Here is a 14,018-nt window from a genome sequence, read left to right on the forward strand (position 1 = left end):
ACCGCCAAACGGGCGCGAGAGTGCAAGTAGATCGCGCTATTTCGTCGATCTCGACGTGACGGGGATTAGACGCTTTCGCTTTCGTTGGCCGGACTGGCCTCGCTGGGCAGTCGAAGGTTCGTCGGGCGGGCCAGCTGTGTCGGTGCCCGTCGGCCGCGCAGCTCGACGATTTCGCCGACGTTCCAGCACAGCGCTTCGGCGTCCAGGGCGCCGCTGACCGCGATCGCCGACGCCAGCACGTGACCGCCCTCGATCTTGGCCAACTCGGTTAGCCGGGCGGCTTCGTTGACCGGGTCGCCGATCACGGTGTACTCGAATCGGGCCTGCGCGCCGATGTGGCCGGCGATCGCCCGCCCAGCCGATACCCCGATCCCGAAATCGGTCTGCCCCAGAACGCTGACCAGCTCGTCGTGCAGTTCCCGAGAGGCGGCCAGCGCCGCACCGGAGGCGTCGGGGTGCTCGATCGGCGCGCCGAAGATGCACAGCGCCGCGTCACCCTGGAACTTGTTGACGAAGCCGCCGTGCTTCTTGACGGTCTCGACGACCACCCGGAAGAACTCGTTGAGCATGCTGACGACTTCGCCCGGCGGTCGCGACGCGGCCAGCTGGGTCGATCCGACCAGGTCGACGAACAGCACCGCGACATCGCGTTCCTGGCCGCCCAGTTCGGTGCCGCGTTCCAGGGCGCGTCGGGCGACGTCCTCGCCGACGTAGCGACCGAACAGGTCACGCAGCCGCTGCCGTTCGCTCAGATCGCGAACCATATCGTTGAAGCCCGCCTGGAGCAGGCCCAGCTCGCTGGCGTCATAGATCTGCATGTGAGCGTTGTAGTTGCCGCGTTGAACCTCTCCCAGCGCCCAGCGCAGCTGGCGCAGCGGGTCGGCGATCGACATGGCGGCCAGCACGTTGCCGGTCAACCCGACCACCAGCGCAGCGACGGCCATCAGCAGGATCGGTGTGAACAGGGCGTCCGCGGAGGCCGCCAGCAGCGAGAACTTGCTCGCCACGATCGAGAGCACGATGGCCAGTAGCGGCACCCCGGTGGACAGCAGCCAGGTCAGCACCAGTCGCTGGATGACGCCGGGGCGGTGGAATTTCTCCGGCACGCCGCCGCGCAACGCTGCGACAGCCACCGGCCGCAGCACCCGCTCGGACTGCAGGTAGCCGATGATCGTGGTGGCGGTCGCGCCGAGCAGCGTGGCCACCGCCAGCACAGGTGCGGCATGGCTGGCCACCGGCCAGCTGGCGGCAATGAACACCACCGCCCCCAGCACCCAGTTGGTCATGCTGATCACCGAGCGGTAGACGGGCATTCGCAACGCCCGCAATCGCGCGTCTTCGGTGACGGCTGGATCGTCCTCGGCTAACAACGCGTCGCGGCGTTGCCAGCGGAAGACCGGAACGAGCAGCTTGAGGCTGACGAACGCGCCGACGCCGAATGAGATGAACAGATAGCTCAGGAAAATGACCAGGTTCAGCGTCGGCAGATCCTGCAGCATGACCCGATCAGACGGGGGCAGACCGAACCGCAGGAAGCCCAGGACGAGCAGTGCGCCGATGATGTCGGCCTGCAGCATGCCCAGCGTGAACACCGGCCACGGTGTGCGCGCAACCCACCGGACGAATCCACTGATTCGCCCCGGGCTGAGCTGCGCGGTGGTCACCAGCCCACCGTATCGGTACAGGACGACCGATCTGCACCTTCTTCAAGCCGGTGGGCAGCGGTTGTGTCGTTGCTGAGCACTAGTGTTTGAGTCGATGTCTGGAGTTTTCGCGCGGCTGGTGGGCCAAAGCGCGGTGGAAGCGGAGCTCGTGGGCGCCGCCCGAGCGGCCCGCGGTGATTCCGCTCACGATGCGGTCGCCATCGGGACCATGACGCACGCCTGGCTGATCACCGGCCCGCCCGGATCGGGGCGTTCAGTGGCCGCACAGTGCTTCGCGGCGGCCCTGCAGTGCACCGCGGACGGCGTGCCCGGGTGCGGGGAGTGCCGGGCCTGTGCGACGACGATGGCGGGCACCCACGGCGACGTGCGCCGCATCGTCCCCGAGGGCTTGTCCATCGGTGTCGACGAAATGCGCAACATTGTGCAGATCGCCTCGCGGCGGCCCAGCACCGGCCGCTGGCAGATCGTCGTGATCGAAGATGCTGACCGTCTCACTGAGGGTGCGGCCAACGCTCTGCTCAAGGTCGTCGAAGAGCCGCCGTCATCGACGGTGTTCCTGCTGTGTGCGCCTTCGGTGGACCCCGAGGACATCGCGATCACCCTGCGGTCGCGGTGCCGGCACGTGGCGCTGGTGACACCACCGACCGCGGCGATCGCGCAGGTGCTCATCGACAACGACGGGCTGCCCGCCGACAAGGCGCAATGGGCGGCGTCGGTCAGCGGCGGTCACGTCGGTCGGGCCCGCCGGCTGGCCACCGATCCCGACGCCTGCGATCGGCGCACCCGGGCACTTGGGCTGGCCCGCGATGCCGCCACCCCGTCGCGCGCGTACGCGGCGGCAGAAGAGCTGGTGGCCACCGCGGAGGCCGAGGCGAAGGCGCTCAATGTCGGCCGTGACGAGGTCGAGACGGAGGAACTGCGCACCGCGCTGGGTGCGGGTGGCACCGGCAAGGGCACCGCGGGTGCACTGCGTGGGGCCACCGGCGCGATCAAGGACCTCGAGAAGCGGCAGAAATCCCGCCAGACCCGGGCTTCGCGCGATGCATTGGATCGTGCGCTGATCGATTTGGCGACGTACTTCCGAGATGCGCTCGTGGTGGCCGGTGGCGCAGGCGCGGTGGCGCCGAATCACCCCGATATGGAAGACCGGGTGGCGGCCCTGGCCGCGCACGCGTCCCCGGAGCGGCTGCTGCGCTGTATCGAGGCGGTGCTCGAGTGTCGCGAGGCGCTGGCGATGAACGTCAAGCCCAAGTTTGCCGTCGATGCGATGGTGGCGACCGTGGGTCAGGCACTGCGCTCGGACCTGTAGACTCACTGCGGCTTCAAACCGCGCCGCCCTAGCTCAGTCGGTAGAGCATCTCACTCGTAATGAGAAGGTCAGGGGTTCGATTCCCCTGGGCGGCTCTCTTTATGCCTTACCGAGTTCCTCGGCGGCGATATTGCGCGCCGTGGCCGCCGCCGGAAAACCGGCGTAGCCGCTGGCGTGATAGATGACCTCGGCGATCTCGTCCTCGGTCAGCCCGTTCTGCTTCGCGATCCGGAAGTGCGCCTTCATCTCGTGGTCGGCCCGCAGCGCAATCAAGATGCCCAGCGTCACCAGGCTTCGATCGCGGCGGCTGAGCCCCTCACGGGTCCACAGCCGGCCGAAAACACTCTCGACGCCGATCTCCATCAGTTCCGGGGCGAAGCCGCCGAATTCGACGTCGCCGTCGGGCAGGGTTCCGGGCAGCATCTCCCGGAAAACGCGCAGACCATCCTCACGCAAGTTAGACATGCAAACTACTTTGGCACACCGCGCTGCCGGCGAGCGTAACGCCAGGGTCAAAAATCCGGCCGCGGCCCGCCATGGCGTTACTGTCGCGGCGCCAGATAGCCCACCGGTCCGGAAGCCAGACACAACGACAGTGCCGCGGTGGTGGCCCGGACCGTGATCGCGTCGCCTGCCCCGGGCAGCCGGACGAAGACCCGGTTCAGCCCGGGGTGCACCGGCACCTTGGTTTCGGGCCCCTCGTTCAGCGACATCTGCATCGAGCCCTCACTGTTGGCCAGGTAGTTGATCTCGGCCGTCCAGTCCGCGGGCAGCAACGGCCCGTCCAGTGGCATCCGTACCGCGGCGTCCGGTTGCACGAAATAGCCGCAACCCGGCACCGGGCCAACCACGATGGTGCGCGTCCAGGTGACGTTGGCGTCCACTAATTGACCGCTGGAGTTGAGCACGCGCAATTGTGTTGTGTACTTGGCGAATTCGGGCCGGTCTCGGATCAGGGCGAACATATGGCTGGCCAGGTTCTCCGGGTAGGCGACCCGCTGCAGGACCAGCGGGTCGACCTCCTGGTCCAGTAGTGGGGCCGACGAGAATGCGCGCGCCTGGGCCAGCCCTCGAATTGCGTTCTGCAGATAGGGCTGAGCCGGGTTGTCGCGCCAACTGGTCAGGAACGTCGATGTCGAGAACAGGCTGCTGGCCGAGAACGCCACCACTGCGGTCGCGACCACTGCGGTGCGGGCACGCGAGGCGTCCAGCCAGCCCGAGGTCCCGCGGTTGGGCGCGCAGAATCCCACTGCGGCAAGCAGGGTCAGCACGAGCACCAAATCGGGGAAGTACCGCAAGGTTTGGGCCAGTTCCAGTGCGGTGAACTTCGATGAGCGCAGTAGATAGATGGGGATCTGGCAGGCCAGCGCGTACCCCGCGGCCACCAGCCAGACCAGCCCGATGCGCCGCTTGCGCAACAGCGACGCCACCAGGACCGCGGCCAATGCCAGCCAGCCCAGAATCATGACCGACACCGGCGGGACCGCCCACGGTGAGGCCGGCGCCCACCGCTGCCACTCCCACGGACCGCCGGCCAACCCTGGCACGATCCCGTGAGTGACCGAGCGACGCAACAGATCCCACGTCATCGCCAGATCAGAACTCCACCGCCGGTGGTCGACGACGAGCAGGTACAACGCCACCCACGCCGCCGTTAGTGCCAGCGCGGCCACCCACAGCGCCAGGCCGCGGCGCCAGACCGTGCGGACCGCGGCGTTGTCTCCCTGCACGTAACAGAGCAACGCGACTACCGCGAACGCGACGAACGGTATGACCGCAGACTTCTCGAAGAACACCAGCCCACCCAGATACACCAGCACAGCGGTGATCGCATAGCGACGATTCCCGGTTCGCACCAACAGGATTGCGTCGGCGCACACCCAGGCCAACGCGGCCAGCATGGGAAGCGAGTTCAGAGCCGCTGCCCACCAGGCGAATCCGGGCACCCCCAACGGGGTGAACAGGGCAAAGCACAACGGGATCAACAGCACCGGACGCCAGCCGAGGATCACGTACAAGGCCCGCAACACTGACAATGACACCAGCAGCTGCAGGATCACCAGGCTCGCGGCCGGCCAGGCCCACACCAGCGGAGCCAGCCGGGTGATGATGCCGGCTACCAGAAACGCGCCGGGCATGACGTGCCCGTCGTGGTCGTCGAACAGATACGACGGCGACAGCAGATCCTGGGTGCCGGCCCGGCCCACCAGGATCAGGTCATCCCAGTAGAAGTAGCCGCCGAACGCCAGGACCGCGCGGACCGCCAGCTGGACCGCGATGAGCAGGACGGCCGCCACCGCGACCGGTGGCATGCGTGCCACCCGGATCGGAACTGCCATCGGCTCGACTGTACGGCGTGGCGGTAGGGTAATTGCAATGCAGGTAATGGTCACGGGGGCGGCCGGCTTCATCGGCTCGACGCTGGTCGATCGCTTACTCGCGGACGGGCACACCGTAATCGGGCTCGACGATCTGAGCCGGGGACGCACCGAGAACCTGGCCGGGGCCAGTGCCAATGACCGCTTCGAGTTCATTGAGGCAGATATCGCCAATGCCGATCTGATCGGCCTGTTCGAGAAGCACAAGCCCGAGGTGGTCCACCACCTCGCCGCCCAGATCGACGTGCGACGCTCGGTGGAGGACCCCGAGTTCGACGCGGCGGTCAACGTCATCGGTACGGTGCGGCTGGCTGAGGCGGCTCGGCGGGCCGGAGTCCGCAAGGTGGTCCACACCTCCTCGGGTGGGTCCATCTACGGCGTGCCGGAGAACTACCCGACCAACGAGAGCACCCCGGTCGATCCGGCGTCGCCCTATGCGGCCAGCAAGGTCGCCGGGGAGATCTATCTCAACACCTTTCGCCATCTTTACGGTGTGGACTGTTCGTTCATCGCGCCGTCCAACGTCTACGGCCCGCGGCAGGATCCAGACGGCGAGGCAGGAGTGGTCGCGATCTTCGTCAACGCGATGCTGGCCGGCCGGCCCACGACGGTCTACGGCGACGGCTCGAACACCCGCGACTACGTCTTCGTCGACGACGTGGTCGACGCCTTCGTCCGGGCTTCCGGCGCGGGCGGGTGTGGGCAGCGATTCAACGTCGGTACCGGGGTGGAGACCAGCGACAGAAAGCTGCACACGGTGTGCGCCAAGGTGGTCGGTGCGCCCGACGATCCGGAATTCGGGCCGGCGCGTCTCGGCGATCTGAAGCGGTCGTGCCTGGATGTCCGCAAGGCCCAGATGGTGCTGGGCTGGCATCCGCAGGTGCGCCTCGAAGAGGGCATCAGCCGCACCGTCGACTACTTCCGCGGCTAGCTCTCTGGAACCCGCGCGCCGTCCAACGCGACCGCGCGCGCCAGCCGGGCGTACTTCAGTTCGAGCTCCTTGAACCGCAGATACGTGCTCATCGTGGTGAACACGAACGCGATGATCAGCGCATAGGTGATCAGGTCAGCGCCGCGTCGCACACCTAGCCAGTTGGCCAGCACGGTGGTGTCGTCCGGGCGCAGGATGGCGTAGATCGCGAGGAACACGAACAGCACGTAGCCGACCTTGACCCACGCCTTGGCCTTGGCGTTGGTGCGCGAGCGCAACAGGTACACCAGCAGGGCGATCACCGCCGCGATCAGCAGCACCTGGATCCAGTTCATCGCCGCATCCTTCCTCGCAGAAACCCGTCGAAGACGATGTTCACCCCGTTCAGCAGCGGCTGGCCCTTGGACATCGAGTACTCGGTGTAGAGGATCTCAACTGGCTCTTCGGCCACCCGCCAATGGTTTTCGACGATCAGGGCGATGAATTCTCCCGCGTGGCTCATTCCGTTCATCGTCAGGCTGAGGTTGTCGGCCACGGTCTTGTTGAACACCCGCAGCCCGTTGTGCGCGTCGGTGAGGTGCAGTCGGTGGCTGCTCGGGCTCAACACGGCTGCCGTGCGCAAAATCAGCCGCTTCAGCGGCGGGGTCCGGCTGACGGTGCTGCCGGCGAAACGGGTGCCGATGACGATGTCGACGTCACCCTTGGCCAGCCGGTCGATCATCGTCAGGACGTCCTTGACGCGGTGCTGCCCGTCGGCGTCGAACGTGACGAACACCTCCGCACCCGGTTTGGTGCGGGCGTATTCCACACCGGTCTGGATGGCCGCGCCCTGCCCGAGATTCACCGGATGCCGCACCACGTGGGCGCCGGCGCGCAGCGCAATATCGGCGGTGTCGTCGCGGCTGCCGTCGTCGACGCACACCACGTGGTCGAAGACCTGGCGCAGGTCGGCGATGACGTCGCCGATGACCTTCGCTTCGTTGAACGCTGGCACGATGATCCAGGCGTCGGGGTAGGGCGTGTCGATGTCCACAAAGTACACGCCGACGGTCGTTGGTTCAGCGTGCGGCGCGGGCCAGGGCTGCGGTGTGGACGACTATTCCCACCAGCGGCCCGCACAGCAGCGCCAGCACGGTGCGGTCGGTCAGGGGAAGCGGCAGGGTCAGCAGTGCTGTCGAGACCACGGTGGCCCCGACCCAGCCGATCGAATAGGCCCGGTGCAGCGCCGCCGCGACGGTCGCGGCCCCGGTGACGGTCAGCAGTGCGATTGCCACCGCGCCCGCGGTCAGCCAGGCCAACAGCACTCCGCCGGGCCCGTACTGGTCCCCGAACGCCACCCGGATCAGCCAGGGTCCGAGCAGTCCGGCCGCCAGCACGCCGACGGCGCCCAGCGCGACCACCACGGCAGCGGGAGTGATCAGCGCCTTGAGCCGATGCCCCCGCTGGTCCACGAAGTGGGCGATCAGATTGCCCTGCATTGCGGTCAGCGGCACCAGCAGCGGAGCCCGGGTCAACGTCACCGCCAGGATCACCACGCCGCCCGCCGCACCGAGGTCGCCGCCGGAGGTCGCCTTGAGCAGCACCGGAAAGCCCATCACGAGGATCGCGCTGGCGCCGGCGGCGGCGATGGAGTGCCCGGCGCCGCGCAGGAACGTCGCGGTGCCGCCGGGTGTGCGCAACCGGGCCGCCGTGCGGGCACCCGGCGAGACGGCCAGCAGCAGCAGCCAGCCGACGGCACCAGCGACGGTGGCCCAGAGGAAACCGTCCAGCCCCCACCCCATGACGAATGCGATGACGGCGATCACCACCCGCATGACGGCGTCGATGACCATGAGCACGCCGTAGCCACCCCAGCGCCCGGTACCGGCAAGCAAGCCCAAAAGCGTGGCGTGGATACAGAATCCGGCCAGACCCACGCACAGCAGGCCCACCGACAGCGGCCGGGATTCGCTGAATACGTGGGGTGCCCACAGCGGGGAAGCGGCTGCCATGACGACGGCGGCCACCAGGCCGACGCCGGTCGCGACGCGCATGGGGTGGGTGCGCGGCCCGTCGGCGATCTCGACATAGCTCGCCGACCGCACTTCGCGGGTGGCCTCTTGCAGCAGTCCGTACGCCGCACCGTTGACCAACCCGAACGCGCCCCAGAACACCCCGAATACGGAGAAGCCGGCTGGGTTCAGCGCTCGAGCGGCGAGGTAGAGCACGGCGTATCCACACACCGCCGAAATCGCGGTTGCCACGCCGACGCGGGCCACACTGCCGCGTGTGATTGCTCCAGTGCCGCTGATCTGGTCGGCACCGGAGGCGCTCAGCGCCTCGAAGGAGGCGCCCGCGTCGGTCACAGCCGTGGCACCTCGGTCGAGTCCAGCCAGGCATCCCACAGCGGGCGCAGTGACACCTCGGCGTAGTTGGCCGCAAGACCTTTGAAATCATCGGTCACGACAGTGCTGTGCTTGTAGCGGCTGGTCCAATCCTGCAGCAGGGCAAAGAATTTGTCGTCGCCGATCGTGTTACGCAGCACGTGCAGGGTGAGCGCACCGCGCTTGTAGACCCGGTCGTCGAACATGTTCCGCGGGCCGGGGTCGGAGAGCAACAGATTCTGTGGCGAAGCGGCCAGCTTGGCGTGGTAGTGGCGCGCCCAGCGGTCGGCGCTCTGTCCACCAGAGTTCTCCGACCATAACCATTCGGCGTAGCAGGCGAATCCCTCGTGCAGCCAGATGTCGCGCCAGCGCCGTACGGTGACGCTGTTGCCGAACCATTGGTGTGCCAGTTCGTGGGCGATCAGCCGCTCAGAACGGCGACTGCCGTCGCAGTGATTGGCACCGAAGATCGAAATGCCCTGGGCTTCAAGCGGTATCTCGAGGTCATCATCGGTCACCACCACGGTGTAGCCATTGCTCAGCGGGTAGGGGCCGAACAGCTTGACGAACAACTTCATCATCTGCGACTGGCGGCCGAAGTCGTTGGCGAAGTTGGCGCGCAACCGATCTGGCAACACCGCCTGCATCGGCACCTTTTCTTTGGGCAGCTTGCTGGCGCCATACATGCCGATCTGCAAGGTCACCAGGTAGGTCGACGTCGGCTCGGGCTGCTCATAGGTCCACACGGTGTGCGCGGCACGGACCCGACGTGACACCAGTTCGCCGTTGGCCACCGCGCGATACGGGCTGTCGGTGCTGATCTGGATGCGATAACTGGCCTTTGCGCTGGGGTGGTCGTCGCAGGGAAACCACGACGCAGCCCCGTTCGGTTGCCCGGCGACCAGAACTCCGTTCGACAGCTCCTCGAAACCGACTTCGCCCCAATAACTTCGGGTCGGACGCGGGGATCCGCCGTAGCGCACGCTGATCGACATCGCCGCGCCGGCCGGTAGCGGTGCGGACAGCGTGATGTGCAACTTTGCGTTCGAGGTGCTGAACTGTGATGGGCGGCGGCCGTTGACCATCACCTTCGTCACAGACAGCGCGTCGGACAGGTCCAGGGTGAAGGTCTTCAGCGACGCTAGCGTCGCGGCGGTGATCGTGGCGGTCCCGGTGAGCCGGTTGATCGCGACCTTGTACTCCAGGTCCAATTCGTAGCGCGACACCCGGTAGCCGAAGTTGCCGTTGTTCGGTAGGTACGGGTCGATGACGGGCTGGCCGCCTTTCTTGGCGGCCTTCTTGGCGGGATTTTTCACGCGGCGCTGTCCCCGGGTTTAGGAGCAGGTTTTTCCTCCGTTGACTTCTTGCGTGAAATCACCCAGGGGGCAATGGGATTGCCTTGCCAACGCGTCGACGGTGGCACCTCGTCGCCGCGCATCACCAGCGAGGCCGGACCGACCGTGGCGCCGGCGCCGAGCTTGGCGGCGGGCAACGCCACGCAGTGTGGCCCCAGGGTGGCGCCCTCCTCGAGCACGACCGTGTCCATCCGCATGATCCGGTCATGGAAAAGATGTGTCTGGACCACGCAACCCCGATTGACCGTGCTGGCGCGCTGCAGTGTCACCAGGTCGGCTTCGGGTAGCCAGTACGTCTCGCACCACACGCCGCGGCCGATCTTGGCTCCCAGTGCGCGCAACCACAGGTTCATCACCGGGGTGCCGCTGGCCGCCCGGGCGAACCACGGGCCTGCCACCGTCTCGACGAACGTGTCCGACACCTCGTTGCGCCATACGAACGACGACCACAATGGCTGCTCGCCGGTCCGAATCCGGCCTACTACAAGCCATTTGGCTCCCACTGCGATCCCGCCCGCGACCGCGCCGGCGATCAGCAGCACGATGCCGCCGCCCAGTGCGGCCCAGCCGTAGCCGAACCTGACGGCCAGCCCCTGCAGCGCGGCGAGAACCGCGACTCCGATGGCGAAGGTGACGATCACCGGGATCAACCGGCAGGTTTCAACGGCGGCGCGCATGATCTTCAATCGCATCGGCGGGCTGTAGGTGAGCGAGGCGTCGGCTTCATCGGCGCGGCGGCGCAACCGGATTGGCGGACTGCCCAGCCATGACGAACCGGCCTTGGCCTTGTGCGGTGCGGCCGAGAGGACGGCCACCAAACCATCGTCGGGCACTCGGCGGCCGGGTTGGGTGATACCGGAGTTGCCCAGGAACGCCCGCTTGCCGACCGTGGCCTTGGCGACATGAATCCAGCCACCGCCGAGCTCGTAGGAGGCAACCATGGTGTCGTCGGCCAGGAATGCGCCGTCTTCGACGACGGTGAACTTCGGCGTCAGCAACGCGGTCGAGATCTCGGTGTTGCGGCCCACTTTCGCGCCGAGGATCCGCAGCCACCACGGAGTGAGCAGGCTGGCGTACACGGGGAACAGGTAGTTGCGGGCGGCGTCCATCAGTCGTTCGGTGGCCCACAGCTGCCAGCCCACCCGGCTGCGCACCGGGTGGTAGCCCTCGCCAAGGCCGAGTGCCAGCATCCGTACGCCGAGCACAGTGATGGCGGCGTAGATGACGAGCGACGCCAGCGCGGCCACCGGAAGCCACGGCGCGGCAGCGCCGATCGCCGACACCAGTGTGGCGCTGTGCCGCGCGGGCCACACCAGAACCGCCAGGCCGGCCCCCAGCGACACCAACGGAACCGCGCCGAGGAGCACCGACGTCACCCCATAGATGGCCACCCAGTGTGCGGCCCGCGGGGGCCGGTGTTCGGGCCACGGGTGGCGGGCCTTGCCCGATTTGACCGCCGGAGAACCCTTCCAGTACTGCCCGTTCTTCACCTTGCCGAGGACGCCTGAACCGGGTGCCACGTCGGCGTTCTTGCCGATGACCGCACCAGGGAACAGAGTCGTGCGCGCCCCGATGGACGCGTCGTTGCCGACGGTGATCGGGCCGACGTGGAAGAGATCGCCGTCAATCCAATGCCCGGTCAGGTCGACCTCCGGTTCGATGGAAACCCGGTGGCCGAGCTGCAGCATCCCGGTCACCGGAGGCGCCGAGTGCAGGTCCACGCCTTTGCCGATCTTGTTACCCAGCGCCCGCGCGTAGTACACCAGCCACGGCGCCCCCGCGAGGTTTTCCGCGCCGCTGGCGTCGGCGAGCCGTTCGGCGAGCCACACCCGCACGTGCTCCGGCCCACCGCGGCGGTAGGTGCCCTGCTCCAGGCCGGACAACAACGTCCGCGCACCCAGTACGGCGATGGCCATCCGGCCGATCGGGCTGATGAACAAGACGAAGGCCACCACGACCAGCCACCAGTTGATGGTGACCAGCCACGGCAGCGGATGCACGGCGGCGGCAATGTTGTTGACCAGCGCCAGCCACGTCACCCACTGCAGGCCGGTCAGGGTGGCCAGGGGGACCGACAGCAGTACCTGAGCGGCTTGTGTCGACACTGGGGTGGGTTTGACCTCGCGAGGCGTGACCGTTGGCGGCGGGGCCAGCTCTTCGAGGAACTCGGCCAGCGACCCCAGCCGGGGATGGTCGTAGAGCTGGGCCACGGTCAGCTGCGGGTAGCGGCCCCGTAGCGCGGCCACCAGCTGTGCCGCGGATAGCGAGCCGCCGCCGAGGGCGAAGAAGTCGGCCTCCGGGCCGTCGACCACGGCACCGAGGACATCGCGCCACAGCCCGGCCAGCCAGCCCATGGTGCCGCCCAGATCCGGTTCGGAGTCCTGGTAGCCCGGCGGCGGCCAGGGCAGCGCATTGCGGTCGACCTTGCCCGAGGTTCGGGTGGGCAGCTCCTCGAGCAGCACGAGTCGGGGCACCAGGGCCGCGGGCAGGCTCTCGGCCAGGTGGGCCCGGGCGGCAGTCAGGTCGAAATCCGGGTCCGCGCTGGCGATATAGCCCACCAGCATCGGGGTACCGCTGGCGGTGCGCCGGACCGCTGCGGCGCCGGCACTGACGCCGGGCAGGTTCACCAGTGCGGAATCGACCTCGCCGAGTTCGATGCGGCGCCCACCGACCTTGACCTGGTCGTCGGCGCGCCCCTGGAAGTACAGCCCGTCGTTCTCCAGCCGGACCAGGTCACCGCTGCGGTACGCGCGAGCCCACTCCAGCGACGGCATCGGCGCGTACTTCTCGGCGTCCTTCTCCGGATCCAGGTAGCGGGCCAGGCCGACCCCACCGATCACCAGCTCGCCGACCTCGCCGAGGCCGACCGGGGCGCCGTCCCTGTCGACGACGGCCAGGTCCCAGCCGGGCAGCGGGCGGCCGATGCTGACGGCGCTTCGACCGTCGAGCCTCGCCGCGCTGGCCACCACCGTGGCCTCGGTCGGTCCGTAGGTGTTCCACACCTCGCGGCCCTCGACCGCCAGCCGCTCGGCCAGTTCAGGTGGGCAGGCCTCGCCGCCAAAAATCAACAGCCGCACCGCTTCCAGTGCCTCGGCCGGCCACAGCGACGCCAGCGTCGGCACCGTGGACACCACGGTGATGTCCCGTGCCACCAGCCACGGCCCGAGGTCCATGCCGCTGCGCACCAGGGCGCGCGGCGCCGGCACCAGGCACGCACCGTAGCGCCAGGCCAGCCACATCTCCTCACAGGAGGCGTCGAATGCCACCGAAAGACCCGCCAGCACCCGATCTCCCGGGCTGATCGGGTTGCGCTGCAGGAACATTCGCGCTTCAGCGTCGACGAATGCCGCGGCGTTGCGGTGTGTCACCGCCACCCCCTTGGGGGTGCCCGTCGACCCCGAGGTGAAGATGATCCACGCGTCGTCGCGGCCCAGCGGTGCGGTGGCGCGCCATCCGCGCGAGGAACCCGGGCCCCGGGACAGGCCGGCCTCGGTGATGATGGCGACCACACCGGCTTCGCCGAACACCAGCTCGGCCCGTTCGTCGGGGTCGTCGGCATCCACCGGGACGTAGGCCGCGCCGGCGGCCAGCGTCGACAGGATCGCGACGTACAGGGCATAACTGCCCGACGGCATCCGAATGCCGATCCGGTCACCGCGGCCGATACCCCGGGCCGCCAGCCACTCGACGCTCTCCTCGATGTCGGCGATCAGCTCGGCGTAGGTGAGCTGCACCGTCCCGTCGTCGATGGCCGCCGCCTCGGGGTACCGATTGGCGGTGTCGTAGAGGATGTCGATGAGAGTGCGCGGGGGTGGCGCCTGCTCCGACAAGAGGTACTGCGGGGGAATTTCCGGCGTCGCCACGAGACTGGATCCTAGGCCGCGTGGTTGACATCGCGGCGCCGGACGCGGCCGGTAGTCGGCCCGGTTTGCTGCGCGGTGCGTCCACCTGACAGACTGCCTGAGAAGAGGGGAGTATTCCTTCGTCGCGGTGTCGTCACCACGGCGGCCAACGTTGG

10 protein-coding genes and 1 tRNA gene are annotated in these 14,018 nt (G+C 67.9%); 3 read left to right on the forward strand and 8 right to left on the reverse strand.

Annotation, left to right across the window (positions count from 1 at the left end):
• Positions 1-65: 65 nt before the first annotated feature.
• Positions 66-1,664, reverse strand: coding sequence for an adenylate/guanylate cyclase domain-containing protein (locus G6N38_RS13385; protein ID WP_163748044.1), 1,599 nt, complete (start codon positions 1,662-1,664; stop codon positions 66-68).
• A 94-nt stretch (positions 1,665-1,758) separates the two neighbouring features.
• Here G6N38_RS13385 and G6N38_RS13390 point away from each other — a divergent pair, with 94 nt between their 5' ends.
• Both G6N38_RS13390 and G6N38_RS13395 read left to right on the forward strand, forming a co-directional pair.
• Positions 1,759-2,973 carry a DNA polymerase III subunit delta' gene (locus tag G6N38_RS13390; RefSeq protein WP_163748045.1) on the forward strand — a complete coding sequence of 405 codons (1,215 nt, stop codon included), beginning with the start codon at positions 1,759-1,761 and terminating at the stop codon, positions 2,971-2,973.
• A gap of 22 nt (positions 2,974-2,995) precedes the next feature.
• Positions 2,996-3,068, forward strand: a tRNA-Thr gene (locus tag G6N38_RS13395).
• A 4-nt stretch (positions 3,069-3,072) separates the two neighbouring features.
• Here G6N38_RS13395 and G6N38_RS13400 read toward each other — a convergent pair.
• Together G6N38_RS13400 and G6N38_RS13405 are read right to left on the reverse strand one after the other, a co-directional pair.
• The gene (locus G6N38_RS13400) at positions 3,073-3,438 is read right to left on the reverse strand and encodes a carboxymuconolactone decarboxylase family protein (protein WP_163748047.1); all 366 of its coding nucleotides are present in this window, start codon (positions 3,436-3,438) and stop codon (positions 3,073-3,075) included.
• A gap of 77 nt (positions 3,439-3,515) precedes the next feature.
• Positions 3,516-5,300 carry a hypothetical protein gene (locus G6N38_RS13405; protein ID WP_163751995.1) on the reverse strand — a complete coding sequence of 595 codons (1,785 nt, stop codon included), beginning with the start codon at positions 5,298-5,300 and terminating at the stop codon, positions 3,516-3,518.
• Between the two features lie 49 nt (positions 5,301-5,349).
• Between G6N38_RS13405 and G6N38_RS13410 the strand changes: the two genes are divergently transcribed.
• Positions 5,350-6,282 carry an NAD-dependent epimerase/dehydratase family protein gene (locus G6N38_RS13410; protein WP_163748048.1) on the forward strand — a complete coding sequence of 311 codons (933 nt, stop codon included), beginning with the start codon at positions 5,350-5,352 and terminating at the stop codon, positions 6,280-6,282.
• Here G6N38_RS13410 and G6N38_RS13415 read toward each other — a convergent pair.
• From G6N38_RS13415 to G6N38_RS13435, 5 genes are read right to left on the reverse strand one after another with little or no spacing between them, the layout of a single operon-like run.
• Positions 6,279-6,617: a DUF2304 domain-containing protein gene (locus tag G6N38_RS13415; RefSeq protein ID WP_163748050.1), complete on the reverse strand. Its 339-nt coding sequence runs from the start codon at positions 6,615-6,617 to the stop codon at positions 6,279-6,281. The genes G6N38_RS13410 and G6N38_RS13415 overlap by 4 nt on opposite strands.
• Positions 6,614-7,315 carry a polyprenyl-phospho-N-acetylgalactosaminyl synthase PpgS gene (locus G6N38_RS13420; RefSeq protein ID WP_163751996.1) on the reverse strand — a complete coding sequence of 234 codons (702 nt, stop codon included), beginning with the start codon at positions 7,313-7,315 and terminating at the stop codon, positions 6,614-6,616. The genes G6N38_RS13415 and G6N38_RS13420 overlap by 4 nt, the downstream gene beginning before the upstream one ends.
• A gap of 25 nt (positions 7,316-7,340) precedes the next feature.
• Positions 7,341-8,597, reverse strand: coding sequence for a polysaccharide biosynthesis protein (locus G6N38_RS13425; protein ID WP_407662987.1), 1,257 nt, complete (start codon positions 8,595-8,597; stop codon positions 7,341-7,343).
• A gap of 26 nt (positions 8,598-8,623) precedes the next feature.
• Complete coding sequence (locus G6N38_RS13430) at positions 8,624-9,961, reverse strand: M1 family metallopeptidase (RefSeq protein ID WP_163748054.1); 1,338 nt, start codon at positions 9,959-9,961, stop codon at positions 8,624-8,626.
• Positions 9,958-13,863, reverse strand: a complete 3,906-nt coding sequence (locus G6N38_RS13435; RefSeq protein ID WP_163748056.1) for a Pls/PosA family non-ribosomal peptide synthetase — start codon at positions 13,861-13,863, stop codon at positions 9,958-9,960. The genes G6N38_RS13430 and G6N38_RS13435 overlap by 4 nt, the downstream gene beginning before the upstream one ends.
• Positions 13,864-14,018 lie beyond the last annotated feature (155 nt).

The organism is Mycolicibacterium helvum (genome assembly GCF_010731895.1).
Lineage (GTDB): Bacteria > Actinomycetota > Actinomycetes > Mycobacteriales > Mycobacteriaceae > Mycobacterium > Mycobacterium helvum.

What these genes read in the sequence shown, in the direction of transcription:
- G6N38_RS13390 (WP_163748045.1), top strand. Translation starts at nt 1,759, where the DNA reads ATGTCTGGAGTTTTCGCGCGGCTGGTGGGCCAAAGCGCGGTGGAAGCG.
- G6N38_RS13400 (WP_163748047.1), bottom strand. Translation starts at nt 3,438, where the DNA reads ATGTCTAACTTGCGTGAGGATGGTCTGCGCGTTTTCCGGGAGATGCTG.
- G6N38_RS13410 (WP_163748048.1), top strand. Translation starts at nt 5,350, where the DNA reads ATGCAGGTAATGGTCACGGGGGCGGCCGGCTTCATCGGCTCGACGCTG.
- G6N38_RS13415 (WP_163748050.1), bottom strand. Translation starts at nt 6,617, where the DNA reads ATGAACTGGATCCAGGTGCTGCTGATCGCGGCGGTGATCGCCCTGCTG.